At 31.9% G+C, this 23,184-nt stretch carries 29 protein-coding genes; 22 read left to right on the top strand and 7 right to left on the bottom strand.

Features of this window, described 5'->3' with window-relative positions; genetic code table 11:
• Positions 1 to 5: 5 nt before the first annotated feature.
• The 6 genes from ACJJVO_RS13250 to ACJJVO_RS13225 all read left to right on the top strand — a co-directional run bounded on the left by ACJJVO_RS13250 (position 6) and on the right by ACJJVO_RS13225 (position 3,939).
• Entirely contained in the window at positions 6 to 788 is a 783-nt protein-coding gene (locus ACJJVO_RS13250) for an alpha/beta fold hydrolase (RefSeq protein ID WP_405574925.1), read from the top strand.
• Complete coding sequence (locus tag ACJJVO_RS13245; RefSeq protein ID WP_405574924.1) at positions 781 to 1,551, top strand: 3-hydroxybutyrate dehydrogenase; 771 nt, start codon at positions 781 to 783, stop codon at positions 1,549 to 1,551. The genes ACJJVO_RS13250 and ACJJVO_RS13245 overlap by 8 nt, the downstream gene beginning before the upstream one ends.
• A 200-nt stretch (positions 1,552 to 1,751) precedes the next feature.
• Entirely contained in the window at positions 1,752 to 2,594 is an 843-nt protein-coding gene (locus tag ACJJVO_RS13240) for a helix-turn-helix domain-containing protein (RefSeq protein ID WP_405574922.1), read from the top strand.
• A 90-nt stretch (positions 2,595 to 2,684) separates the two neighbouring features.
• A complete protein-coding gene (locus ACJJVO_RS13235) occupies positions 2,685 to 2,837 on the top strand; it encodes a hypothetical protein (RefSeq protein ID WP_405574921.1) in 153 nt (50 codons plus the stop codon).
• Positions 2,838 to 2,975: 138 nt separating this feature from the next.
• On the top strand, positions 2,976 to 3,524 hold the full coding sequence (locus ACJJVO_RS13230; protein ID WP_405574920.1) for a carboxymuconolactone decarboxylase family protein: 549 nt from the start codon (positions 2,976 to 2,978) through the stop codon (positions 3,522 to 3,524).
• Between the two features lie 31 nt (positions 3,525 to 3,555).
• Positions 3,556 to 3,939, top strand: coding sequence for a hypothetical protein (locus ACJJVO_RS13225; RefSeq protein WP_405574919.1), 384 nt, complete (start codon positions 3,556 to 3,558; stop codon positions 3,937 to 3,939).
• Positions 3,940 to 4,024: 85 nt separating this feature from the next.
• On the opposite strand, the gene ACJJVO_RS13220 is transcribed toward ACJJVO_RS13225, so the two are convergent.
• Entirely contained in the window at positions 4,025 to 4,357 is a 333-nt protein-coding gene (locus ACJJVO_RS13220) for a single-stranded DNA-binding protein (RefSeq protein WP_405574918.1), read from the bottom strand.
• Between the two features lie 453 nt (positions 4,358 to 4,810).
• Between ACJJVO_RS13220 and ACJJVO_RS13215 the strand changes: the two genes are divergently transcribed.
• Both ACJJVO_RS13215 and ACJJVO_RS13210 read left to right on the top strand, forming a co-directional pair.
• On the top strand, positions 4,811 to 5,638 hold the full coding sequence (locus ACJJVO_RS13215) for a hypothetical protein (protein WP_405574917.1): 828 nt from the start codon (positions 4,811 to 4,813) through the stop codon (positions 5,636 to 5,638).
• 255 nt (positions 5,639 to 5,893) lie between these two features.
• On the top strand, positions 5,894 to 6,019 hold the full coding sequence (locus ACJJVO_RS13210; protein WP_405574915.1) for a hypothetical protein: 126 nt from the start codon (positions 5,894 to 5,896) through the stop codon (positions 6,017 to 6,019).
• Here ACJJVO_RS13210 and ACJJVO_RS13205 read toward each other — a convergent pair.
• Complete coding sequence (locus tag ACJJVO_RS13205; RefSeq protein ID WP_405574913.1) at positions 6,009 to 6,776, bottom strand: DeoR/GlpR family DNA-binding transcription regulator; 768 nt, start codon at positions 6,774 to 6,776, stop codon at positions 6,009 to 6,011. The genes ACJJVO_RS13210 and ACJJVO_RS13205 overlap by 11 nt on opposite strands.
• Positions 6,777 to 7,046: 270 nt before the next feature.
• Here ACJJVO_RS13205 and ACJJVO_RS13200 point away from each other — a divergent pair, with 270 nt between their 5' ends.
• The 7 genes from ACJJVO_RS13200 (at position 7,047) to ACJJVO_RS13170 (ending at position 13,789) form a co-directional block, all read left to right on the top strand.
• Positions 7,047 to 8,606: a glycerol-3-phosphate dehydrogenase/oxidase gene (locus ACJJVO_RS13200; RefSeq protein WP_405574911.1), complete on the top strand. Its 1,560-nt coding sequence runs from the start codon at positions 7,047 to 7,049 to the stop codon at positions 8,604 to 8,606.
• A gap of 34 nt (positions 8,607 to 8,640) precedes the next feature.
• Positions 8,641 to 10,137 carry a glycerol kinase GlpK gene (gene glpK, locus ACJJVO_RS13195; RefSeq protein WP_405574910.1) on the top strand — a complete coding sequence of 499 codons (1,497 nt, stop codon included), beginning with the start codon at positions 8,641 to 8,643 and terminating at the stop codon, positions 10,135 to 10,137.
• Between the two features lie 31 nt (positions 10,138 to 10,168).
• Positions 10,169 to 10,906, top strand: a complete 738-nt coding sequence (locus ACJJVO_RS13190) for an MIP/aquaporin family protein (protein ID WP_405574908.1) — start codon at positions 10,169 to 10,171, stop codon at positions 10,904 to 10,906.
• Positions 10,907 to 10,928: 22 nt separating this feature from the next.
• Positions 10,929 to 11,693, top strand: coding sequence for a hypothetical protein (locus tag ACJJVO_RS13185; RefSeq protein ID WP_405574906.1), 765 nt, complete (start codon positions 10,929 to 10,931; stop codon positions 11,691 to 11,693).
• Positions 11,694 to 12,053: 360 nt separating this feature from the next.
• Complete coding sequence (locus ACJJVO_RS13180; protein WP_405574905.1) at positions 12,054 to 12,698, top strand: spermidine synthase; 645 nt, start codon at positions 12,054 to 12,056, stop codon at positions 12,696 to 12,698.
• 36 nt (positions 12,699 to 12,734) lie between these two features.
• On the top strand, positions 12,735 to 13,085 hold the full coding sequence (locus tag ACJJVO_RS13175; protein WP_405574903.1) for a hypothetical protein: 351 nt from the start codon (positions 12,735 to 12,737) through the stop codon (positions 13,083 to 13,085).
• Positions 13,085 to 13,789 carry a hypothetical protein gene (locus tag ACJJVO_RS13170; protein WP_405574901.1) on the top strand — a complete coding sequence of 235 codons (705 nt, stop codon included), beginning with the start codon at positions 13,085 to 13,087 and terminating at the stop codon, positions 13,787 to 13,789. The genes ACJJVO_RS13175 and ACJJVO_RS13170 overlap by 1 nt, the downstream gene beginning before the upstream one ends.
• Here the strand turns inward: ACJJVO_RS13170 and ACJJVO_RS13165 are convergent.
• On the bottom strand, positions 13,786 to 14,265 hold the full coding sequence (locus ACJJVO_RS13165; RefSeq protein WP_405574899.1) for a CBS domain-containing protein: 480 nt from the start codon (positions 14,263 to 14,265) through the stop codon (positions 13,786 to 13,788). The genes ACJJVO_RS13170 and ACJJVO_RS13165 overlap by 4 nt on opposite strands.
• A gap of 112 nt (positions 14,266 to 14,377) precedes the next feature.
• Here ACJJVO_RS13165 and ACJJVO_RS13160 point away from each other — a divergent pair, with 112 nt between their 5' ends.
• A complete protein-coding gene (locus ACJJVO_RS13160) occupies positions 14,378 to 15,187 on the top strand; it encodes an NAD(P)H-binding protein (protein ID WP_405574897.1) in 810 nt (269 codons plus the stop codon).
• Between the two features lie 70 nt (positions 15,188 to 15,257).
• Positions 15,258 to 15,974, top strand: coding sequence for a hypothetical protein (locus tag ACJJVO_RS13155; protein WP_405574895.1), 717 nt, complete (start codon positions 15,258 to 15,260; stop codon positions 15,972 to 15,974).
• Positions 15,975 to 16,032: 58 nt separating this feature from the next.
• Here ACJJVO_RS13155 and ACJJVO_RS13150 read toward each other — a convergent pair whose 3' ends face one another.
• The gene (locus tag ACJJVO_RS13150; protein ID WP_405574893.1) at positions 16,033 to 16,560 is read right to left on the bottom strand and encodes a hypothetical protein; all 528 of its coding nucleotides are present in this window, start codon (positions 16,558 to 16,560) and stop codon (positions 16,033 to 16,035) included.
• 173 nt (positions 16,561 to 16,733) lie between these two features.
• Between ACJJVO_RS13150 and ACJJVO_RS13145 the strand changes: the two genes are divergently transcribed.
• Positions 16,734 to 17,687 carry an NAD-dependent epimerase/dehydratase family protein gene (locus ACJJVO_RS13145; RefSeq protein ID WP_405574891.1) on the top strand — a complete coding sequence of 318 codons (954 nt, stop codon included), beginning with the start codon at positions 16,734 to 16,736 and terminating at the stop codon, positions 17,685 to 17,687.
• Between the two features lie 98 nt (positions 17,688 to 17,785).
• Positions 17,786 to 18,859 (top strand): PA0069 family radical SAM protein, encoded by a 1,074-nt coding sequence (locus ACJJVO_RS13140; RefSeq protein ID WP_405574889.1) that lies wholly within the window; start codon positions 17,786 to 17,788, stop codon positions 18,857 to 18,859.
• Between the two features lie 72 nt (positions 18,860 to 18,931).
• Here the strand turns inward: ACJJVO_RS13140 and ACJJVO_RS13135 are convergent, their stop codons facing one another.
• Together ACJJVO_RS13135 and ACJJVO_RS13130 are read right to left on the bottom strand one after the other, a co-directional pair.
• Positions 18,932 to 19,489, bottom strand: coding sequence for a hypothetical protein (locus ACJJVO_RS13135; protein WP_405574887.1), 558 nt, complete (start codon positions 19,487 to 19,489; stop codon positions 18,932 to 18,934).
• A gap of 540 nt (positions 19,490 to 20,029) precedes the next feature.
• The gene (locus ACJJVO_RS13130; protein WP_405574885.1) at positions 20,030 to 20,587 is read right to left on the bottom strand and encodes a hypothetical protein; all 558 of its coding nucleotides are present in this window, start codon (positions 20,585 to 20,587) and stop codon (positions 20,030 to 20,032) included.
• A gap of 269 nt (positions 20,588 to 20,856) precedes the next feature.
• Here ACJJVO_RS13130 and ACJJVO_RS13125 point away from each other — a divergent pair, with 269 nt between their 5' ends.
• The 3 genes from ACJJVO_RS13125 (at position 20,857) to ACJJVO_RS13115 (ending at position 22,516) form a co-directional block, all read left to right on the top strand.
• On the top strand, positions 20,857 to 21,735 hold the full coding sequence (locus ACJJVO_RS13125) for an AraC family transcriptional regulator (RefSeq protein ID WP_405574883.1): 879 nt from the start codon (positions 20,857 to 20,859) through the stop codon (positions 21,733 to 21,735).
• Between the two features lie 15 nt (positions 21,736 to 21,750).
• Entirely contained in the window at positions 21,751 to 21,924 is a 174-nt protein-coding gene (locus tag ACJJVO_RS13120; RefSeq protein WP_405574881.1) for a hypothetical protein, read from the top strand.
• Positions 21,925 to 22,090: 166 nt separating this feature from the next.
• Positions 22,091 to 22,516 (top strand): hypothetical protein, encoded by a 426-nt coding sequence (locus tag ACJJVO_RS13115; protein ID WP_405574879.1) that lies wholly within the window; start codon positions 22,091 to 22,093, stop codon positions 22,514 to 22,516.
• On the opposite strand, the gene ACJJVO_RS13110 is transcribed toward ACJJVO_RS13115, so the two are convergent.
• Positions 22,517 to 23,179, bottom strand: a complete 663-nt coding sequence (locus tag ACJJVO_RS13110; protein WP_405574877.1) for an HD domain-containing protein — start codon at positions 23,177 to 23,179, stop codon at positions 22,517 to 22,519.
• Between the last annotated feature and the right edge of the window lie 5 nt (positions 23,180 to 23,184).

Below are 23,184 nucleotides of genomic sequence, written 5' to 3'. Positions count from 1 at the left end.
AAGCCATGTTAAAAACACAAGTTAACGATATAGACCTCGCTTATGAAGATCACGGAAAAGGAGATGTCCTAGTTCTACTTCATGGCTTAGGTTCCACTATAAAAGATTGGGACGCACAAGTCCCTTTCTTTTCTAAAACACATCGCGTAATTACTGTAGACTTAAGAGGTCATGGAGAATCTACAAAACCACAAAACGCTTATGGTGTAGAGTTAATGACCGAAGATGTAAAGCAACTTCTAGACCAACTAAACATTAAAAAAGCAACAATTATTGGTTTTTCAATGGGAGGTGCTGTCGCTTTTGAAATGGCTGCACAACACCCAAATTATCTAAACAATTTAGTCATTGTAAACAGTGGACCAGATTTTAATGACATGGGACAAATTGGCGAAGACCTTTTAAAAAATAGAACCACATTTTTAGAAACTAAAGGCTTGATCACTCTAGCAAAAGAGATTTCATTTAATATGTTTCCAGAAGACCATCAAATAGAGTTAAGAAATGAATTTGAAATGCGCTGCAAAAAAAATGACTACAACGCGTATTACAAATCTTTTGTCACTTTAATGGCTTGGGGCTTGGGTGATCAGTTAAAGCAGATTACTGCAAGAACCTTGGTTGTAGCTTCAGATATGGATTATACACCTATTTCATTTAAAGAAAATTACGTCAGCAGAATGCAAGATGCAACCTTAGTGGTGATTAAAAATTCCAGACATGGAGTTGTTATAGATCAGCCTGATGCTTTTAATTTAGAACTTCAAAAATTTTTAAAAAATGAATAAAACCGTTCTTATTACAGGAAGCACAAGCGGAATTGGTTTAGGCATAGCACATCAATTTGCTAAAGAAGGTTACAATATTATGTTTCATGGTTTAGAAGCCAATGGACAAGACATTGCTAATAATATAGCACAAGAACATAAGATAAAAGTAGGATTTTCTAATGCTAATTTATTACAATCTGAAGCCATAGAAAATTTAATAAATAATACTATAGCCACCTTTGGAAGCTTACACGTTTTAGTTAACAATGCTGGAATTCAATTTGTGTCGCCAATTGAAGATTTTCCAAATACCAAATACGAAAATATTATAGCCATAAACATGAATGCCGTTTTCTATGCCTCAAAAGCCGCATGGAAACAAATGAAAAAGCAAAACTTTGGAAGAATCATTAATGTATCTTCCGTACATGGTTTAAGGGCATCAGAATTTAAATCTGCTTATGTTACAGCAAAACACGGTGTAATTGGCATGACCAAAGTGCTCGCCTTAGAAGGTGCAGAATTTAATATTACCTGCAATGCCATTTGTCCTGGCTACGTAAAAACACCTTTAGTAGAAGGCCAAATAAAAGACCAAGCAAAAGCACACAACATGACAGAAGATGAAGTTGTAGAAAAAGTGATGCTTAAAAAGCAAGCTGTAAAACAATTTGTCCCAGTCCAAGCTATTGCAGATATGGCTATTTTATTGGCCAAAGACAGCTCAACAACCATCACGGGAACATCATTTGCGTTAGATGGAGGTTGGAGTGCGCAGTAGTTTTTGTTGGTTGTAAGAAAAGCATAATTTACTTGTATGTATTTTACAAACTTCTGCTATTTGTAAAATCATACTTTATTAAAATTAGGCATCAGAGATTTTTTTAAGTGTTAGTCTAAAAATCTGGTGCCTTTTTTATGTTTTACCTAAAAAGTTTTCATGTTTTGTAATTTTTTGGCTACTTAATAGACTTAGTAGCTATGACTCACACTTTTAAAGAATTTTCTACAAACGCTATTTTCAACATTGGAAATGAAGCAGATTTACTTCCTTTTAAAAAGGCGAAACAATGTGAGTTATATACTTTTATTTGGGCAAAATCCGAAGCTATAGATTTAATTATTGATAACGTTCCGTTTACGGTTCCTGCTCACAGTATATTAGCTTTAACACCTATTCAATACCTTCAATATAATAGCGGTAATGACGTCATCATTTATCAATTTAATAGTGAATTTTATTGCATTAAAGACCACGATCAAGAGGTAAGTTGTGTTGGTATTCTCTTTTTTGGCAATACAAATATTCCTATTATTCATTTAGATCATATCGAGCAACAAAAGTACAATACGCTTCATGAAGTCTTTATAGACGAGCTAGAAACCGAAGATAATATACAAGCCGAAATGCTTAGAATGCTAATGGCTCGGTTTATTATAAAGAGCACGCGTTTATTAAAAGCCAAAGAAGGCATTAATGAATCTCCTAAAAGCTCTAAAGTTGATTTGCTACGTGAATTCAACTTCTTGGTAGAACAACACTTTAAAACAGAACACAGTGTAACCTTTTATGCCGAAAAACTGTTTAGATCACCCAAAACCTTATCTAATAATTTTGCTAAACTAAACAGAAGTCCGTTACAAATAATACACAACCGTATTGTATTAGAAACACAGCGTCAATTAGTCTACACTGATAAAACAGCAAAAGAAATTGCTTACGATATTGGTTTTGAAGACGCATCTCATTTAAGTCGTTTGTTTAAAAAAAGCACCTCTATGTCACCTTCAGACTACAAAAAACGTTTAAAAACATCTAGTTAGGAAAAATTGACATGCCTTTGGGCAGATTCTTCATTTTTCAACATTGTATTCTACCGCATCTTTGCATTGTAATATTAAAACAATAACAAGATGAAACTAAAAATCAAATCCATATTTAATCTCATAGAGATATTTACAAACAGTCCAAGAAAAATAGTAAACACTATTAATACAGAAACGCATTGTGCTCAAAAACACATTCACGATTACTATTGTGATGCAGAAAAGCCATTTATAGGCTAAATAAAAACAAGGGAAGAAATGACATGCTTTAGGGAATAACAAGCATTCTTTAGCACTAAGATTTCAAGCAACTTTGTACCAACAAAAAAACAAATAGTAATACAACCTGAATTCATTTCAGAATAAAAATTTAAAATTATGAATACAATTAATGTTCCTTCAAGAGAAGACGTAAGTACTAACAACCAAGCCATTTTCGATAACTTAAATAAAGCTTTAGGCTTTGTTCCAAATTTATACGCTACTTACGCACATAGTGATACCGCTTTAGAAAATTATTTAACATTTGCCAATGCAAAAACATCTTTATCTGCTAAAGAAAAGGAAGTTGTAAACCTTGCCGTTAGCCAAGTAAATGATTGTATTTATTGTTTGTCTGCACATACTGCTATAGGAAAGATGAATGGTTTTACAGACGCGCAAATCTTAGAGTTAAGAGCTGGATTTTCTACTGTAAATGACAAATTTGATGCTTTAGCAAAATTAGCTAAAAATATTACCGAAAATAGAGGTAAAACAGACCAAGCTGTATTAGAAAACTACTTTAATGCTGGTTATACAAAAGGAAATTTAATAGATACCATTGCTTTAGTAGGTGATAAAACCATCTCTAACTACGTGCATAGCACAACGCAAGTGCCTGTAGATTTCCCAGTAGCACAACCTTTAGAATTAGAAACTGTATAATTATTAATTACAACCCATAAAATTAAAAAAGATGAAAAAAATTATTGCAATACTCGTAATCGCATTAACCTTTACATTAACAGGAAATGCACAAGACAACATGAAAACTAAAGCCACAACAGTCTCTTTAGAACAAACAAAAGGTGTATTTACTCAAACTGAATTAACTTTAGCAGAAGGGGATTATATTTTTGAAATTGCAAATAACAATGTTGGTCAACAAGTTGGTTTTGTATTAGTCCCAAAAGGAAAGGATGCTTCTAAACCAGAAAATCATATTAAAACCGCTTATGTCACTAAAGCTGTAGAAAACAACACTACGGAATCTAGTAATGTAACCACTTTAGCTAAGGGAGAATATGTGTATTTCTGTCCTTTAAATCACACACCTCAATATACGCTAACAGTAGAATAAACGTGACTCAAAAGGTTTATTTACAAATTGAAAAAGAGCAACCCATTGGGTTGCTCTTTTATATTTAATACAAATTACTATTGTTTTATTTCCCTAACATTAAAAGCTCATTACAAACGACCTCCGTTATATAACGCTTCATCCCATCTTTATCTTCCCAAGAACGCGATGTTAACTTCCCTTCTATTGCCACTTCTTTGCCTTTGGTAATATATTTTTCTACGATCTGTGCCGTTTTTCCCCAAGCAACGACATTGTGCCATTGTGTGTCTGTAATTTTTTCGCCTTGCGCATTCTTATAACTATCGTTAGTTGCGATAGAGAATTTTGCTAAGATTTTTCCTGATTCAAAATTGGTGATTTCTGGGTCTTGTCCTAAGTTACCAATCAACTGTACTTTGTTTTTAAGTGTGTTCATAATTTCTAAATGTAATGGTTAAACAGTTAATACTATCGAGTTCTTATGTTTCGACACTGCAAAGATGTAGTAGCTTGCAAATGTTAATCGGTATTTACTCACTTACATTCGTTTGTAAACGTTTGTAATTAATTAAAACCGTTTAAGACGCTTTAAAAACGAAAGAATTAGACATAAAAAAAAGCACCCACTATCAGGATGCTAAATTCTAACAAGTTGAAAGGATACTGCTTCTTACCAAGTCAATGTGAAGATGTTCCTTGCAAATGTTTACACTTCAAAATTAAAACAAACGTATCAGTTAGATGTTAAGTACTGATTTTATCTGTGTTAAGGTTATGTTGCTAACTCCTATTATATTTTAAATTAATAGTAACAGGTTTACCTTTTATTGTACTTTTATAATTCAATTAACCAAAACCAAAATTCACCAGTTATAACACCTAATAAAAAATGAGAATAAGTTTAGTACTCTGCATTATTTTAATCTTAACATCATGTAAAAACGACCCGAAACAAAACGATAAAGAACTGCCTACAACTAGTGTTAAAGCAGATCATTTAGAATTTAAAAACAAAGGTCACGAATTAGTTTATAAAATGACTCAGAAAGTTGGAGATTACAGTCTTCTTGCTAGTAAAAAAGATGTTTCTTACACCTATACTTACCAAACACCAGATGGTAAAGCAGATGTTTCAAATGAGAAATATATGTTTAATAACGAATTATCCTATGGAAAATATACAAAGCATGAGCGTACACTAGCTCATCTAAAAGGAGTTATTGAACAGGGTTACGACGGTAACGAATTTTGGTTAAAACATAATGGTGAAATCGTAACAGATTCCTCTTCACTAAAGAAAGTAGCATTTAACAGACCTACAAATTATTATTGGTTTACTATGATGCAAAAATTGTTAGATCCTGGATTACAATATCAATATCTTCAAGAAAAAACGATAGACAGTATTACATACGATATTGTTAAAGTTACATTTGAATCTAAGAATAATGAACCAAAAGATATTTATCAATTATATATTAATACAGGCACCCATTTAGTGGATCAGTTTCTCTTTACTGTTATGGATTTTGGAAGAACAGAACCAATGTTAATGGAAATGAAATACGAAAACATAGAAGGAGTTTTAATACCTACAACACGCAGATATAAGAGCTCTAATTGGGAGGCAGACGTAAGTAATGATCCATGGATACTTGTAAATTGGTCAGATATTAAGTTTAACAACAACCTAAACAAAGCAGATTTTCAAAAATAAACCGATACATCTAATAATGTTCTAAACCAAACCATGAAGCAACTGCTCAGTAACATCTATCCTGTTACAAAAAAGACTACCTTCAACTACATGCGCGAATTATAAATAACTTGGTACAACGGCAAAAAGCATCTTAATTCACAAAACGCAAATTATAGCTAGGATTCTTTACAGCGGATTTTAAAATTTGGATTAGAAAAAATTTAACTTTCTAAAATCAACTCCATACTAGTTGTAGGAATGGAAGGCGGAAGTATGATTAAAACACTTAGAAATGATTGTAACTACACCAATACTATTGAAGCTATAGAATTAGATCCTGTAATTATTGAAATTACTAAAACTAAATTGTTAATAGATTTAAATCAACCTAAACAATAGTCAACTCTACACCAAGCTCTAATAACCTAGTCTTTGTTTTTTCATCGATACCAGAATCTGTTATAATCTCATCTACCTCATTAAGTCCACAAATTCTTCCAAATCCTTTTTTATTGAATTTTGAAGAATCAGCTAAAACTATTAATTTTTGTGACGCCTTAATCATTTCCTTATTTAAAGAAGCCTCCATCAAATTGGTAGTAGTAAGTCCATAGTCTAAATCAATACCATCAACACCTAAAAACAATTTAGTAAAAGTAAATTCTGCTAACATTTTTTCACCAACTGGACCTATTACAGAGGCAGAACTACGTCTTACCATACCACCTAATTGAATTACATCAATTCCTTTAATTTTAGACAATATAATTGCAGTATTCAAAGAAGCTGTCAATACCGTTAAACCCTCTAATGGTTTAATATGCCTTGCAAATTCAATTACAGAAGTTCCTGAGGCAATTATAATACTATCATGCGATACCAAAGTATCTACAGCTGCAATTGCGATTTTATTCTTTTCTTTAGTGTGTATTTTCGCCTTAACCTTAACATGATTCTCTGTAATATATGGATTTACAGGTATTGCTTTACCGTGTGACCGAAACAATAGTTTCTTTTCCTCTAAAAGCTTAAGGTCCTTTCTAATTGTCACTAATGAGACACCGAACTCCTTACTCAGGTCGTGAACATTAACAAACCCATCTGCTTCCAGTTTTTGAATTATAAGTTTATGGCGATCTACAATATTTAGAGACATTTTAGTTTCGTTTTAAACAAAAATAATACTTAAAACAATATAACGAAGTCAAAACAATACATTTTTTACAAATATCACAAACCAAAACGAAACCCATTTTCAGATATTCTTAATAAATTCAATCTAAAAAACCAAAATCGAAATAAAATAGCTTGTTTTTTAAGAATAAACACTAGTGATTTCGTATAAAAACAAAAAATAACAATAAAAAGCTTTTTTTTAGTTTCGTTTTGTTGTAATTTTATTGTCGAATAAAAAAAACAACAAGTCATGGATAGAAAAAAAATAATGAATGAGTTAAGAAATGATTCTAAAACTTACGATTTTATAATTATAGGTGGTGGTGCAACTGGCATTGGTATTGCTCTCGAGGCATCTGCAAGAGGATATTCCGTAGCACTACTTGAAAAATCTGATTTCACAAAATCTACATCAAGTAAAGCGACAAAGTTAGTGCATGGTGGAGTTAGATATTTAGCACAAGGCGATATAGGTTTAGTAAGAGAAGCTGTCGTTGAAAGAGGGCTGATGTTAAAAAACGCTCCGCACATCACTAAAAGTCAATCATTTATAATACCTACCCATGGATTGTATGACGAAATATTATATACTGTTGGTTTAACTTTTTATGATTTATTAGCAGGACGATTGAGTCTTGGAAGATCTAAACGTATCTCAAAAAAAGAGACCCTAAAACGTATTTCACTTATAAATCCTGATAAAATATCAGCAGGTGTTGTTTATTTTGATGGTCAATTTGATGATTCTCGTATGGCGATAAATGTGCTACAAACAGCTGTTAAATTAGGTGCCCGAGTTGTTAATTATTGTTCTGTAGATGACTTACTTAAAGATGCAAATGGAAACATAACAGGAGTTAAAGCTCACGATGAAATGGACGGCACGTCATTCGAAATAAAAGGAAAGCAAGTTGTGAATGCTACAGGTGTATTTGCAGATGATGTATTGCAAATGGATTCTCCAGGAGCCGAAAAAACTATTGCTCCTAGCCAAGGTGTACACTTAATGTTAGATAAATCTTTTTTACCTGGAGATGATGCTATTACTATTCCTAAAACAGATGATGGTCGTGTGTTGTTTTTAGTACCATGGCATAACCGTGTTATTGTTGGAACAACAGACACACCACTTAAAACAGAATCTTTAGAACCAGTTGCTCTTGAAAAGGAAATAGGCTTTATTCTAGCTACTGCTGGCAGATATTTAACAAAAGCTCCTAAAAGAAGCGATGTGTTAAGTGTGTTTGCTGGCTTACGTCCTTTGGCTGCTCCAAAAAAAGAAGGAAGCAAAACGAAAGAGATTTCTCGAAGCCATAAAATTTACACATCAGATTCAGGACTATTAACTATTGTAGGTGGTAAATGGACCACTTTTAGAAGAATGGGGCAAGATTTGGTTGATAAAGCCGAGAAAAATCACGAATGGAAACATATTCCAACAAAAACAAGACATCTCAAAATACACGGTTACAAAGAAAATGTAAACCATGATAATCCATTATATTTTTATGGTAGTGATGAGGAGCAAGTACTAAAGCTTTCCCAACAAAACGGATGGAATAAATCTATAAGCGATTCTATGGGAATCATAGAAGCACAGGTTGTTTGGGCTGTAAGAAATGAAATGGCTTTAAACGTAGAAGATTTCCTTGCCCGTAGAGTTCGCTGTCAATTACTAAATGCTAAAGAGAGTGTTAAAATGGCACCATTAGTATCAAAAATAATGGCTGAAGAATTAGGAAAAGACCAAGCATGGCAAAATAAACAAGTAACAGATTATACAAAAGTAACCTCTAATTACATTTTGTAAACAACAATTTCAAATTACTAAAAACTAATAAGACATGAACAACAAACTAATTTTAGCATTTGACCAAGGGACAACATCGTCTCGAGCTATTTTATTCAATCACGATGGAGAAATTGTAAGAGTATCTCAAAAATCGTTCGAACAAATTTTTCCAAAACCAGGTTGGGTGGAGCATGATCCTAATGCCATATGGTCTTCACAAATTTCCGTAGCAGCAGAGGTCGTTGCTCAACAGGGTATTACTGGAGAAGGTATTGCTGCTATAGGTATTACCAACCAAAGAGAAACCGTTATTGTATGGGATAGAGAAACTAGTGAACCCATATACAATGCAATCGTATGGCAAGATAGAAGAACAGCAAGATATTGCGACGAGTTAAAAGATGCTGGCCATATAGACATGATTAAACAGAAAACAGGCTTAGTAATAGATGCCTATTTCTCTGCAACTAAGTTAAAATGGATATTAGATAATGTAGAGGGAGCTAGAGAAAAAGCTGAAGCCGGAAAACTATGTTTTGGAACAGTAGATTGCTGGCTAATCTGGAAACTTACAAGAGGAAAAATGTTTATTACAGATGTTTCTAACGCAAGTAGAACAATGCTATTTAATATTCATACCATGGCATGGGATGAAGAATTGATGGAGTTGTTCAATATTCCAAAAGCAATGTTGCCAGAAGTTAAGGAAAGTAGTGAAATATACGGAAATACAGCTACAACATTATTTTCAACAAAAATTCCAATTGCAGGAATTGCAGGTGACCAACAAGCGGCTTTATTCGGTCAAATGTGCACTAAACCAGGAATGGTTAAAAACACTTATGGCACAGGTTGTTTCTTATTAATGAACACAGGAGATAAAGCTGTCTATTCCAAAAATAATCTATTAACAACTGTTGCTTGGAAAATAAATGGGAAAACCACATACGCATTAGAAGGTAGTGTTTTTGTTGGTGGAGCCGCTATACAATGGTTACGCGATGGGTTAAGAATGGTAAGAACAGCACCTGGCGTAAATCATATAGCTGAAATGGTTGAAGATAATGGTGGAGTTTATTTTGTACCTGCCCTAACAGGTTTAGGTGCTCCTTATTGGGATCAGTATGCACGCGGAGCTATGTTAGGTATCACTCGAGGCACCACTGATGCACATATTGCACGTGCAACATTAGAAGGTATCGCTTTTCAGGTCTACGATATCGTAAAGGCAATGGAAGCCGATGCAGGCGAAAAAAGTATTGAACTTAGAGTCGATGGCGGAGCATCTGCTAGTAATTTATTAATGCAAATCCAATCCGATTTATTTGGGTTTAAGATTATAAGACCTAAAACCCTTGAAACTACTGCAATGGGAGCTGCTTATTTGGCAGGTTTAGCTGTTGGTTATTGGGATAGTATAGATGATATTCAATCACAATGGGTTATTGATAAAGAATTCTACCCAGAAGCTCCTAAAGAAAAAGTGGACAATATGTTGCATTACTGGCACAAAGCCGTTAAATGTGCACAGAATTGGATTGAAGAATAAACCTAATCAAAAACCTTAAAAACAAAAAATCATGTCAATTTTAGTAGCAGAAATATTAGGCACAATGCTCCTTATCTTACTCGGAAATGGAATTGTTGCCAATGTAGTCTTAAAAGGAACAAAAGGCAATGGATCTGGATGGATTGAAATAACAACCGCTTGGGCTTTAGCTGTATTTGTAGGAGTTGTTGTAGCAGGTCCATATAGTGGTGCACATTTAAATCCAGCTGTAACAGTGGGTTTAGCAGTAGCAGGTAAGATTTCTTGGGCCATTGTACCAGAGTATATCGCTGGGGAAATGATCGGAGCTATGTTAGGAGCATTTTTAGTATGGGTATTCTACAAAGATCACTTTAAAATAACGGATGACGAAGAAGGCAAATTAGCTTGTTTTAGCACTGGACCAGCAATTAGAAACACCTTTTCTAACTTAATGAGCGAAATAATTGGAACCTTTGTCTTAGTCTTTGTAATATTCTATCTAGCGGGTCCAAAATTAGACTTAGTAGGTGATGTAGATGCAAGAGCAATAATAGGATTAGGTTCTATTGGAGCAGTACCCGTAGCATTCCTTGTTTGGGTAATCGGCTTATCTTTAGGAGGAACAACAGGTTATGCCATTAATCCTGCAAGGGATTTAGGTCCAAGAATCATGCACTCTATTTTACCCGTTAAAGGTAAAAGTGATTGGGGTTATGCATGGATCCCAATAGTTGGTCCTCTTATCGGTTGCGTAATTGCTGCCTACTTATATATGGCATTAATGTAATACTTTCTTTAAGCAAAATACAATGAAAAAAATACTAGTAATATTCGTAGCGCTGTTCGCAGTGCAAATGGGCTGCACCCAAGAAACAGCATCAAAAGACAGTCTTTATGACTTTAACGTAGACGTAAAAACAAATCATCTATGGAGAGGTTTGGTTATTACCGATAAACCCATGGTCGCCGTTTTCTCAAAATTGAGATTGAATAAATCAGGAAGTTTCACTACTGGTTTTTGGGGAGGAATGTCTTTCTCTAACGAGGCGGACGGAACATCGTACAAAGAAATAAACTACTATGTACAATATGCTAAAAACGGTTTATCTATTGGATTATGGGATTTATTCAATACCAGGAGCGTAGAAAGTCCTGACGTATGGAATTATGACAAAAACACGACCACGCATTTATTAGATTTACGAACCTCTTATACATTTAATGACAGTTTCCCTTTACGATTAGAAGCTGATATGTTATTGTACGGTAGCGGAGATTCCCAATTAAACGATGGTGACAGAGAACAAAGATATTCCACATATGTAGAAGCATCTTACCCTATAATCGGTAAATCTAAAGTTAACATAAATGCTTTTGTAGGTGCAGGATTTTCTTTAAATGGAGACACGCACCTATACGGTGATGGTGAGCAAAATTTTGACTTAGTAAATGTGGGCTTTACGGCCAAAAAAACACTTAAATTTTCAGAATTGAGTTTTCCTGTATCAGCTACAACACTTTGGAATCCTTCACAAAAAATAGCTAGAATACAGTTGGCCGTTAGTTTGTTTTAAATAGAAGGTTATCCCCATTTTTTTAACCCCATAACTTGGAAATGTTTTGAGTTTTGGGGTTATATATTTTTTTACCAATATTCTATAAAAATTAACTTGAGAAACCTTAAACCAGCAATAAATTGAACTTTAGACAAAAGCATAGGACAATGTTAATTCTAAGTCAAGCTCACAAAACTATACGGAATAAAACAACCTTCAAAACCAAGTTAATAAACGATATTTCTAAATATACAGAATACAGATTTTCAACTCATCTCTTTCTCGATATTTATGAGATTGAGAAAATAATTAAACTTAATTCCACAAACAACATAGTCTAACTTTAAATACAAATGAATAATTGTACATTTACCTACAATGAAACGTATTCTAAGCTACATCTATCCTGTTACAAAAAAGATCACCTCCAAATACAGTGGCGAATTAGAAATAACTTGGTACAACGGTAAAAAGCATCTTAATTCACAAAACGCAAATTATAGTTACGGTTCTTTACAGCGGATTTTAAAATTTGGATTAGAAAAAATTGAACTTTCTAAAATCAACTCCATACTAGTTCTAGGAATGGGAGGCGGAAGTGTAATTAAAACACTTAGAAATGATTGTAACTACACCAATACTATTGAAGCTGTAGAATTAGACCCTGTAATTATTGAAATTGCTAAAACTGAATTTGATATTTCAGAAAACAAACAACTAAAAATTCATTGTACTGACGCTTATCTGTTTGCAGAAAAAAACCACAAACAATTCGACCTTATAATTATTGATCTTTATATAGATCTTAGTGTGCCAGATAAATTTCTAAGTACCACATTTTGGAATTATATATTAAGTTCTAAATCATCAAAAGGTAGTATTCTCTTTAATGCTTCTGTAAAAGATTCTAATCAAGAAAAAATTAAAACTATAATTGATTACTTAAAATCTAAAGTCTTTAAAGTTACTGTTTACAATAAGGTAAATAACACCAATACGGTAATCATTGCTAGTGGTTTATAAGATTTTAATTATCTTGTAAGAACTTAAAATGAAACTATGCGCAAAAAATGTCCAGAATGTGGAGATGTAATCATTGGCAGAATTGATAAAAAATACTGTAGTGACGGTTGTAGAAATGCGCAGAATAATCGCATTAATAAAGATGCCAAAAACTTAATTAGAAACACCAACAATAGGTTGCGAAAAAACTATAGAATTCTAGAAGCATTAAATCCTAATAAAAAGATGAAATGCTCTAGAGCCAAACTCATAGAAAAAGGATTTGATTTTAATTACTTCACAAGTATTTATACCACAAAGGCTGGCACAATTTACTACTTTGTGTACGACCAAGGTTATTTGCCACTCGAAGGAGAATATTATGCATTAGTAAAACGTGATGATTAATGAATAATAGTTTTATTATCATTCAGAATTCTAATTATATATTTCCAGTTTTAATTATTCTAGCTTTTGTAATAATACTTGCAATTAGCTATTATTTTAGCACTAAAAATATAATTCTAAGAACTTTACAAAAAACACCTCTTAAGGCGATTAACAAAATAAGAGAAAATGATTACGCTAAAATAATTGGTAAGGCAAAATATGTTCACCAACCTTTAATTGCTCCACTTAGCGGAAGACCATGTGTTTACTACCATATTAAAATTGAAAAAAAAGTAAAAAATGGTTGGTCTACTTATGTTGAAGATAAAAAAATTCAAGATTTCTTTATTGAATCCGGAAGTGAACTAGCCTTCATCAACACAACACAAGCTAATAAATTTAGTCATATGTATTTGGTTAAAGACCATAAGGTACAAAGTGGATTCCTAAACGATCCTTCTTTAAAATTAGAAAACTACCTTAAAACTTTAGGTAAAACAAGTACAAGTTTACTAGGCTTTAACAAAACCCTGAGATATAAAGAAGGAGTTATTGAATTAGATGAAAAAATTGCAATTAAAGGCATCGCAAAATGGAAAAGTCTAAGAGAACCTATAGAAGGGTATTCTTATTCTAGAATATTGCACATCTACGGAAGTGAAACACAAAAATTTATTATCACGGATTTACCAGAAGTAACGCAGAAAAGCAAAAATATCTAACCTTTAGTTGTACTATTCCAATTTTCCCCTTTGAGCTGTAAAGCAGCTTTCAAAATGTCTTTTTGGCTAATTTGTCCAACCAATTTTCCGTTTTCTACAATAGGAAAACGTCGTCTTTTAGATTGCAAAAACTTATTGGCAGCATCAAAAACATCCATATTACCATCAATGGTTTCCACATTTGTTGCCATGCGTTTCTCAACATTATCATGTTCTAAAGGCATATTATAATATCTACTTTCACTTAATTGCTTAAGACAATCTCCTTCAGAAATAATACCAACTAATTCTCGGTTATTATTAACCACAGGTCCACCAGATATTTTATTCTTTATTAAGGACTCAACAACCTCTTGCACAGATTGATCTGGTCTAAACGTTATAAGATTAGTAGTCATATAATCTTTCACTTTTAAAGCCACAGGCTCTGAAGTATTTTGCTGCTTACGAGCCCCTTGAAAACTTTTTATTGGCATAACGATTAATTTAGAGTGAATACTAAAGTTACTGAAAATTAATTGGTTAACCAAATTGAAGACCTAAAGAGCTAATATTTTGTATTTTTGTGTTTCATTATATTCCTTAAAGTTGAAAACACAAATTAGCATTATAGGTTGTGGTTGGCTTGGTCTACCTGTGGCCAAAACATGTATTGAAGAAGGCTTTTCTATTAACGGTTCCACAACATCTAAAGATAAGTTAGATGACCTAAAAGCGTTTCAAATTAAACCCTTTTTAATCTCTTTAAATGCATCTGGAATTTCAGGCAATTACTCAGAATTTTTAACAGGAAGTGATACCGTAATTATTAATATTCCTCCAGGATTAAGAAGAAACCCAACTAAAAACCATGTCGCTGAAATAAAACATTTAATGTTGGAAATTGAAAAACATGCCGTCAAAAATGTATTGTACATAAGTTCTACTTCTGTTTTTGAGGGTGAAGCCAATTTTCCTATTATTACATCAAAAACACTTCCAAACGGTACGTCTAACATCGCAAAACAATTAATAGAAATTGAACAAATGCTTCAAGAAAATTCTAATTTTCATACTACAATTTTAAGATTTGGCGGTTTAATTGATGACGAACGACATCCTTCAAATTTTTTAGCAGGAAGAGATAATGTTTCAAACCCAAATGCACCTATAAATTTAATTCATAAGACAGATTGTATTTCTATTATAAGTACTATACTCAAAAAACAGTTATGGAATATCTCTGTAAATGCAGCCTATCCTAAACATACCACAAAAAAAGACTATTATTCAAATTGTTGTAAACAAAAAAACTTACCACCTCCTAGTTTTAATTATTCCCAAGAAAGTAAGGGGAAAATAATTGATAGTTCAATATTGGTACAACTTTTGAATTATCGATTTAAGGTAAAACCCTAAAAGTGATTTAAAATTCTTAGTTTTAGCCCATTAATTTTTAAATGAATAACAAATAATAAACTCAATACAAATGAAGACTATTACAATTGCAATGCTTATGCTATTTTCAGTAAGCTTATTTGCACAATCAAATACAGAATTAAAAACGCACTACCAAGCGTATTACAAGCAGATGAAAAAACAAGGTGATGTACAAGGCATTATTAATGCAATGACACATTTAGATGTATTAGAACCTTCTGTAGCGCGTAAAGACACTATTGCTTACATATATCTATCCGAAGGACAATACATGCAAGCTATTAATACTATTGGTGTAGAAAAAAACGCTACAGATTCTGATATGAATGTTGAAGTTAAAGCCTTAGCATTAAAAAATCTTAATCAGCCAAAAATGGCTTTAGAACATTTTGAAGTGCTTTACCAACGTGACCCAAATGTATATTTAGCTTATGAAATGGCAGATATGAAAATTCAGGTAAACGATTTAGCTGGAGCAAGACTCAACATAGACTACGCTCTAACTAATGTAAAAGATGACATGAAACGCGCCTTCTACGAAAGACAACAGCCGTACGAAACATCAATGAAAGCAGCTTTAACTTATCTTAATGCGCTCTTAACATTCTCTGAAAATAAAACAGCAAATTTAGATGCTTCATTAAAATTAATGAATGATGCTTTAGCCATTGATCCTAATTTTAATTTAGCAAGAGTTAGTAGAGAAGCTTTAGAAGCTCAAAAAGCGCAACGTGCTCAAAAAGCTTCAGCTGAAAAAAAAGGATAAGTTCTATTTATAATACATATAAAAAATGCAGCTCAATGAGCTGCATTTTTTATACGTGTTATTCAGGTTGTATTTTATCGTAAAAATCTCGTTCTAACTTTTTATTAATTTGAAAATTTAGATTCGAAAACGCAACAAAAACATCTCTTATTCCTAATATTTTATCCTTTCTATCAATATTATCTATTGTTAAATTTTCATTTAATTTTAAAAGAGCTGTTTCTATAATTGCAATTCGAGATACTGTAGGATTTGTTTTTACCTCCTCTGGTATTTGACTTTTAAATTCCTCAATAAACTTTTTTAAAAGCTCTTTGTCACCATTAAAAAATGAAAAATCAGCCTTCTTCAAATATTTAATCTGCATGGCTAATTCTTGGTACTTCTCCCATGAAACAAGGATTTTTTCACTTTCAGGACTAAGTGCATAATCTTTATAATCTATACTCTCAATGGTTTTTGCCGTTATCTTGGCATTCTGATTTGTATTTTCAACGGACTCAGTTTCGCTTCCACTACTTTTGTCATCACCACAGCTAAAAACCATAACACAGCACAGTAATAAAATAACAGGTATAATCCTCATAAGTCTATTAAATTTGAATTGTAAATATACTTAAACTATCCTTTTTTAATATTTAGTATTTGACTTTTGAATTTAAGATGAGAAATTCATAAAATAACCGTCTTATTTTTGAAAATTTTAATATCTAATAGTATTAATTCTTATTATTTTTGCCGATAATTTAAATAGAGCACATGTCTTCAAAAATATTAATCATAGGTGCCTGTGGGCAAATAGGAACAGAATTAACAACGAAGTTAAGAGAAATCCATGGAGTAGATAATGTTATTGCGAGCGATATTAACACTAGAAATTTAGATCTTGTAAACTCTGGTCCTTTTGTAATTTTAGATGCCAAAAACTTTAATGCTATTAAAGACTGCTGTATTAACCATAAAGTTGACACAATCTATCTTATGGCTGCTTTATTAAGTGCTACTGGTGAAAAATACCCAATGGAAGCTTGGGATTTAAACATGAATTCACTTTTTCATGTCTTAAATTTAGCTAAAAGCGGACAAATAAAGAAAGTATTTTGGCCAAGTAGTATTGCTGTTTTTGGACCAACCACACCTAGAGAAAATACACCTCAACATACCATTTGCGAACCAACAACCGTGTATGGTATTACAAAACAAGTTGGTGAGCGTTGGTGCGAATATTACCACGATAAATATGGTGTAGATGTTAGAAGTATTCGCTATCCTGGTATTATTAGTTACAAAGCCATGCCTGGAGGTGGCACAACAGATTATGCCGTAGAAATTTATCATGAAGCCATAAAAGAAGGAAAATACGTGTCTTTTTTATCAGAAAACACCAATTTACCAATGATGTTTATGGACGATGCTATTAAAGCCACTACTCAAATCATGGCTGCTCCTTCAGAAAACCTAAGTATAAGATCCTCTTACAATTTATCTGCCATTAGTTTTACTCCAAAAGAAATTGCCGAAAGTATAACAACTGAAATGCCTGAGTTTTCTATTTCATATAACCCAGATTTTAGACAAGCCATTGCAGATAGTTGGCCTTCTTCTATAGACGATAGCGCAGCACGTAAAGACTGGAATTGGTCGCATGACTATGACCTAAAAAAAATGACATCAGAAATGTTGCTGCAATTGAAGAAAAAATATCAGTCTTAAAAACAGCTTTTTTTTAAGATAAGCGATGTTAATAATAAAATAAGTTAAAACTACAACCTGTAGCAATACTCACTTAAGTTTCGTACTAATTTTATGGTATGAATCCCAAACTGAATATAAAAGGTAGAGGTGCTCAAAAAAACACACATAATCGTTTTTTTGAGTTATCTCACGACATAAGAAATGACTTTTTAGAATACTGCCAAAAAGAAGGAGAACCTGCAGATAAAACCAAGACACAATACCTCAACGTATTTCCTAAAACCATTGTAAATAAAGTAACCAGTCCAGATGTTGGGATGTCTTATTCTATGAATATGTACCAAGGTTGTGAACATGGTTGTATTTACTGCTATGCTAGAAATTCGCACGAATTTTGGGGTTATAGTGCAGGATTAGATTTTGAACGTCGAATTTTAGTGAAAAAAGATGCTCCGAAACTTTTAGAAACACTGCTCAAAAAGAAAAGCTGGATAGCACAACCAATTGTTATGTCTGGCAATACCGATTGTTACCAGCCTGCAGAACAACAATTTAAAATCACAAGACATTGTTTAGAGGTGTTTTTGAAGTACAAACATCCTGTAGCAATTATTACTAAAAATGCATTAATATTAAGAGACCTAGACATATTAAAAGCATTAGCGAAAGATAATTTAATAGCCGTTAATATTTCTATAACAACCTTATCAGAAGATACGAGACGAATTTTAGAACCCAGAACAGCAACAATAAAAAAACGCCTTCTTGTTGTAAAAGAATTAAGCGAAAACGGCATTCCAGTAAATGTGATGTTAGCACCAATAATCCCGTCCATAAATAGTCATGAAATTTTACCATTAGCAAAAGCTGTTTCAGAAGCAGGAGCCTTAAGTATTGTCCATACTATTGTAAGGTTAAACGGAGCAATTGGAGATATTTTTACCGATTGGATTAAAAAAACCTTACCAGAAAGAGCAGATAAGGTATTGCACCAAATAGAAAATTGCCACGGTGGCACATTAAACGAAAGCAGATATGGATTTAGAATGCGTGGTGAAGGACAAATTGCCCAACAAATAAATGATTTAGTTAAACTAGCAAGATTAAAATATTTTAAGAATAAAATAATGCCAACACTAAATTTATGCCTTCATGAATCCTATAAAAACGGTCAGTTAAAACTCTTTTAAACAACAAAAAGTGGGCTCTCTACTGCCCACTTTTTTTCTAAATAAATAAACTAATAATATATAAACAACAATTTATATTCTGAAATTTTTGACAAATACTCTGTCGTTAGACTTAATAATAGTAGTATAACTACCCTTAAGAGTTTCATCCAATTTGTAAACACGGTTTAAAACGTCACCACCTCCTATGATTTCTGAATAAATAAGATCTCCTTCATAAAAAAGTTCTACTTCCATTTTTTCACCATCTAAAGCTAATTTAGAAATTAAAATGTTAAAATTTTCATTTCTAACTATAGGTTTAAAAATTGTTTTTCGGTTAGCATCTGTAACAGAGACTATATTATTTTTAACCTCTATTGTGCTAATATCAATTCTATAACCATTTGTTACTTCTACATCGTACTTACCATTTCTTAATTGAGTAAAATCAAAGAGTGTGGTAAGATTACCGTTATAATTTATTTCTCCACTATAGATAACTTCACCAAAAGCATCTGATACAGAAATATAATTTCCTTTTGTTACATAGTTAAAAGTTGGTGTTACTTCTAACATTTCGTTTGCGAAGCTTGTAAATGTTCCCAACATTACAGCTAATACTAAAAAGTTTTTAAATACTGTTCTCATAATAATTTCCTATTAAGTGATTACTGATACAAATGTATAAGGTATTAACCTCTTAGAAAACAAGCATTTTGGCAACTTTATATTCTAAATTAACCGAGTAGTGCAATTTTAAAAACCCATGGGTTAATTTAGAATACATTTTTGTTAATTTTACATAGGTGGTTAAAAAACACTATTTAAATTACCATTTTAATAAGGCCTTAAAAAAGGATCAATAGAAAGAAAAATGAATAGTATTAATCATTTTTTAAAAACTTCAACTATCTATATAAGACTATATAATTACTTAAATTAAAATAGCGACATAAAACCTGTTGTAAAAAACATAGCCAGTAAAAATGATTTAGTAGAATTATAGACAATAATTAATGGGCAAGTAAGATCATTTTAATATCAAGCTAAAACGGCTCAATTAAAATATAACTAAATATTGTGTAGAACAAAACAGCTTAGCAAATCCCAAACTCTTTTAAACAAAAAAAAGTGGGCTCTAACAACCCACTTTTTTAACTAAATAAAAACTAATGTATAAACAATAATCTACAATTTGAAATTCTCAACAAACACACGGCCATTAGCTCTAATAATAGCGGTATAGTTTCCTTTTTGCGTTTTGTCTAATTGATAAACACGATTTAGAATTTCATTTCCTTTTACATTTTCTGCATGAATAAGATCGTTTTCAAAATATAACTCAACATTCATTTCATTTGAATCGATTGCTAATTTTGAAATGATAACTTGAGAATCTTTAGATCTAAATACAGGCTTAAAAATTTTCTTACTTGACTTGTTTGAAAAAGTTACAATATTCTTTTTCACTTGAAGAGAATTGATTTCAATTTCAAAATCCTTATTTACTTCAACTGTATAAGTACCATCTTTTAATTGAGAAAAATCATATAATTTTTGAATGTTACCGTCATAATCAACACGTCCACTATATACAACTTCTCCTGAAGCATCAGATACTGAAATGTAATCTCCTTCACTTACATTGTTAAAAGCGTTTGTAACTTCTAATTTTGTGTTTGCGTAGCCTGTGTATGTTCCTAACACCACTGCTAATACTAAAATATTCTTAAATAATGTTTTCATAATGTTTCATTTTTGGGGTTAAAACTGATTCATTTAAATTGCTTTTTATTTTTAACAACAATTCTATAGGTTACCAGTTCAATAAAATTAACACTGCAAATATATAGCGGCATTTCACCGTAGAAAACATCATTTTTGCCATATTTATATACAAAATTAACCTAATAAACCATGTGAAAGTGGTATTATGTTAATTTTGCACATAATTTTGGTAATTTCCTATAGATTGTCATTGTAAATACTCTTAACTTTGCATTTAATTATTTGTTATGAATACAAGAAAACCTACTTTAGAAAAAATAAGCCCTGAATTTGGAAGCTCATTATTAGTTAAGAGACATCAAATGGATGTCTATAAAGGTGAAACAAAACCATTTTGGCATTTTCACCCAGAAATTGAACTCGTATATGTAAACAAAGGTCAAGGTAAACGACACATTGGCAACCACCTATCCTATTTCAATAATAGCCAATTGTTATTAATTGGACCAAATTTGCCTCACAACGGTTTTACAGATCGCTTAACCATTAACGGCTCTGAAACCTTAATACAATTTAAACCTGAATTTTTAGGAGATCATTTTTTTGATATTCCAGAAATGGGAAGAATCAATCGATTATTTGAACGTTCTAAAAAAGGTATTCTATTTGGGGTAAAAACAAAACAGAAGCTAGGTCCTAAAATCGAAAAGTTAAACGAGAAAGAGGGCTTTAAAAAGATCTTGATTTTACTAGAAGTATTACATGGTTTAGCAAAATCTGAAGATTACACCTTATTGAACGTAGATGGTTTTGCTTTTGAAACCGAACCACAAGACAGTGCTAAGATTGATATTATTTTTAAACATGTCAACCAAAACTTTAAGCAGCATATTAGTTTAGATGAGATATCTGACAAAGTAAGTATGACGGTTCCTGCTTTTTGTCGCTACTTTAAAAAAGTAACAGGTAAAACATTTACAAAAATGGTGAATGAATATAGAGTGGTACATGCGACTAAGTTACTTTCGGAAAGTCAGATGAGTATAGCAGACGTTAGTTTTGAGTGTGGATTTAATAATTTCTCACATTTTAATAAACTGTTTAAAGAATTCACTGGTAAAAGTGCTTCTAAGTATAGAGGAGAGTTAAAACTAATGGTTCAATAATTAAATAAGACACTTATGGTAGATAAAATAGACGTTACAATTGCTTATTATACTAAGAAAGGCCAAGATATTTTAGATGCTGTAAACTCTAGAAACGATTTAACTGCAGATGAGCTTATTCATTATGGCGAGGAAATGGCTATAATAGAATATAAATTAACAGCCCTAGAAGTAGCTAATGAAAATTAGTTTCTTTTTTCAACTTCTAATCCGTTTAAGACTGTATGAGGTGTATAATTAGCTAATATTAAGCTCAATAACACTCATTTACTCCTTAATACAAAACTTATATTGCAATAACAGCTAGTCAATTTCTTTCCAAGAATTATCTTAACTTTATAAAATAATTGTCAAAATGAAATACAGCACATTTTTTAAAATTGGAGTTTTTTGCTTAACTATACTCCTATTAAGCTGTGAAAAAGATGAGATTAAATCTCCACAGATTGAATATGTTGATGGAGGTATTGGAACGTCACAAACTTCTGGCGCTATAGAGTTTAATTTTAATATTCCTAATAATTACGCTACAGGAAGAGTTCGTATTGAATTTCCTCAAGCTAATCTTTTAAATGAAGTAAATGGAATTGGTGATAAGCAAATTAGATTCTCAAGTGTTTATTCAGGAACATATAACTACACTTTTGAATTTTGGGGAATAGAAAATAATAACGGTGACGGTGAAACCGAAGTTCCTTCTTTAAGTAAATTTTTTATAATTGATGAAACTGTTGAAGTTAAAAACGGACAAACAATAATAATCACTCAAGATATAGATTAATTACAACGCTCCGTTCCATTCTGCAAAAAACTGTTTAAGAAACCCTTGCATATACTTATGGCGTTCTAATGCAATTCGTTTTCCTGTTTTAGTATTCATTTGATCTTTTAGCAACAATAATTTTTCGTAAAAATGATTAATTGTAGGTGCTTGAGAGTTTTTATATTCTGCCTTTGTCATCTTAAGATTAGGCTTAACTTCTGGATTATAAAGTGGTCTATTTTTAAAGCCACCATAGTTAAAACAACGTGCTACACCAACAGCTCCAATAGCATCTAATCTATCTGCATCTTGTACCACTTCCATTTCTCTAGACGTAAACGATGGGTTTAAATCAAACGAATTTTTAAAAGACATGTTATCTATAATCTGAGTGACATGTTCTATAATTTCACTAGAGACATTTTGTTTTAATAAAAATGCACTTGCAACTCTTGGACCAATAGTCTCATCACCATTATTAAATTTAGGATCTGCGATATCATGCAATAAAGCTGCTAAAGAAACAATTGTTATATCTACATTTTCGTTTTTCGCAATTAACAATGTGTTTTTATAAACACGCTCAATATGAAACCAATCGTGACCTCCTTCTGCATTCTCAAGTTCGGATTTTACGAACTTAATAGTATCTTCAATAAGTTTAGAATCAGCAACAGTCATGTAAA

Source organism: Winogradskyella sp. Asnod2-B02-A (assembly GCF_045063645.1).
Taxonomy (GTDB): domain Bacteria; phylum Bacteroidota; class Bacteroidia; order Flavobacteriales; family Flavobacteriaceae; genus Winogradskyella.
This window is presented reverse-complemented; position numbering and strand designations above follow the sequence as displayed.

Excerpts from the sequence above, each read along its gene's own strand:
- ACJJVO_RS13150 (WP_405574893.1), bottom strand. The coding sequence starts at position 16,560 with ATGAGGATTATACCTGTTATTTTATTACTGTGCTGTGTTATGGTTTTT.
- ACJJVO_RS13240 (WP_405574922.1), top strand. The coding sequence starts at position 1,752 with ATGACTCACACTTTTAAAGAATTTTCTACAAACGCTATTTTCAACATT.
- ACJJVO_RS13210 (WP_405574915.1), top strand. The coding sequence starts at position 5,894 with ATGATTAAAACACTTAGAAATGATTGTAACTACACCAATACTATTGAA.
- ACJJVO_RS13190 (WP_405574908.1), top strand. The coding sequence starts at position 10,169 with ATGTCAATTTTAGTAGCAGAAATATTAGGCACAATGCTCCTTATCTTA.
- ACJJVO_RS13215 (WP_405574917.1), top strand. The coding sequence starts at position 4,811 with ATGAGAATAAGTTTAGTACTCTGCATTATTTTAATCTTAACATCATGT.
- ACJJVO_RS13230 (WP_405574920.1), top strand. The coding sequence starts at position 2,976 with ATGAATACAATTAATGTTCCTTCAAGAGAAGACGTAAGTACTAACAAC.
- ACJJVO_RS13110 (WP_405574877.1), bottom strand. The coding sequence starts at position 23,179 with ATGACTGTTGCTGATTCTAAACTTATTGAAGATACTATTAAGTTCGTA.
- ACJJVO_RS13225 (WP_405574919.1), top strand. The coding sequence starts at position 3,556 with ATGAAAAAAATTATTGCAATACTCGTAATCGCATTAACCTTTACATTA.
- ACJJVO_RS13175 (WP_405574903.1), top strand. The coding sequence starts at position 12,735 with ATGCGCAAAAAATGTCCAGAATGTGGAGATGTAATCATTGGCAGAATT.
- ACJJVO_RS13145 (WP_405574891.1), top strand. The coding sequence starts at position 16,734 with ATGTCTTCAAAAATATTAATCATAGGTGCCTGTGGGCAAATAGGAACA.
- ACJJVO_RS13170 (WP_405574901.1), top strand. The coding sequence starts at position 13,085 with ATGAATAATAGTTTTATTATCATTCAGAATTCTAATTATATATTTCCA.
- ACJJVO_RS13200 (WP_405574911.1), top strand. The coding sequence starts at position 7,047 with ATGGATAGAAAAAAAATAATGAATGAGTTAAGAAATGATTCTAAAACT.
- ACJJVO_RS13235 (WP_405574921.1), top strand. The coding sequence starts at position 2,685 with ATGAAACTAAAAATCAAATCCATATTTAATCTCATAGAGATATTTACA.
- ACJJVO_RS13180 (WP_405574905.1), top strand. The coding sequence starts at position 12,054 with ATGAAACGTATTCTAAGCTACATCTATCCTGTTACAAAAAAGATCACC.
- ACJJVO_RS13125 (WP_405574883.1), top strand. The coding sequence starts at position 20,857 with ATGAATACAAGAAAACCTACTTTAGAAAAAATAAGCCCTGAATTTGGA.
- ACJJVO_RS13185 (WP_405574906.1), top strand. The coding sequence starts at position 10,929 with ATGAAAAAAATACTAGTAATATTCGTAGCGCTGTTCGCAGTGCAAATG.
- ACJJVO_RS13245 (WP_405574924.1), top strand. The coding sequence starts at position 781 with ATGAATAAAACCGTTCTTATTACAGGAAGCACAAGCGGAATTGGTTTA.
- ACJJVO_RS13155 (WP_405574895.1), top strand. The coding sequence starts at position 15,258 with ATGAAGACTATTACAATTGCAATGCTTATGCTATTTTCAGTAAGCTTA.
- ACJJVO_RS13140 (WP_405574889.1), top strand. The coding sequence starts at position 17,786 with ATGAATCCCAAACTGAATATAAAAGGTAGAGGTGCTCAAAAAAACACA.
- ACJJVO_RS13120 (WP_405574881.1), top strand. The coding sequence starts at position 21,751 with ATGGTAGATAAAATAGACGTTACAATTGCTTATTATACTAAGAAAGGC.
- ACJJVO_RS13135 (WP_405574887.1), bottom strand. The coding sequence starts at position 19,489 with ATGAGAACAGTATTTAAAAACTTTTTAGTATTAGCTGTAATGTTGGGA.
- ACJJVO_RS13115 (WP_405574879.1), top strand. The coding sequence starts at position 22,091 with ATGAAATACAGCACATTTTTTAAAATTGGAGTTTTTTGCTTAACTATA.
- glpK (WP_405574910.1), top strand. The coding sequence starts at position 8,641 with ATGAACAACAAACTAATTTTAGCATTTGACCAAGGGACAACATCGTCT.
- ACJJVO_RS13250 (WP_405574925.1), top strand. The coding sequence starts at position 6 with ATGTTAAAAACACAAGTTAACGATATAGACCTCGCTTATGAAGATCAC.
- ACJJVO_RS13165 (WP_405574899.1), bottom strand. The coding sequence starts at position 14,265 with ATGCCAATAAAAAGTTTTCAAGGGGCTCGTAAGCAGCAAAATACTTCA.
- ACJJVO_RS13130 (WP_405574885.1), bottom strand. The coding sequence starts at position 20,587 with ATGAAAACATTATTTAAGAATATTTTAGTATTAGCAGTGGTGTTAGGA.
- ACJJVO_RS13205 (WP_405574913.1), bottom strand. The coding sequence starts at position 6,776 with ATGTCTCTAAATATTGTAGATCGCCATAAACTTATAATTCAAAAACTG.
- ACJJVO_RS13220 (WP_405574918.1), bottom strand. The coding sequence starts at position 4,357 with ATGAACACACTTAAAAACAAAGTACAGTTGATTGGTAACTTAGGACAA.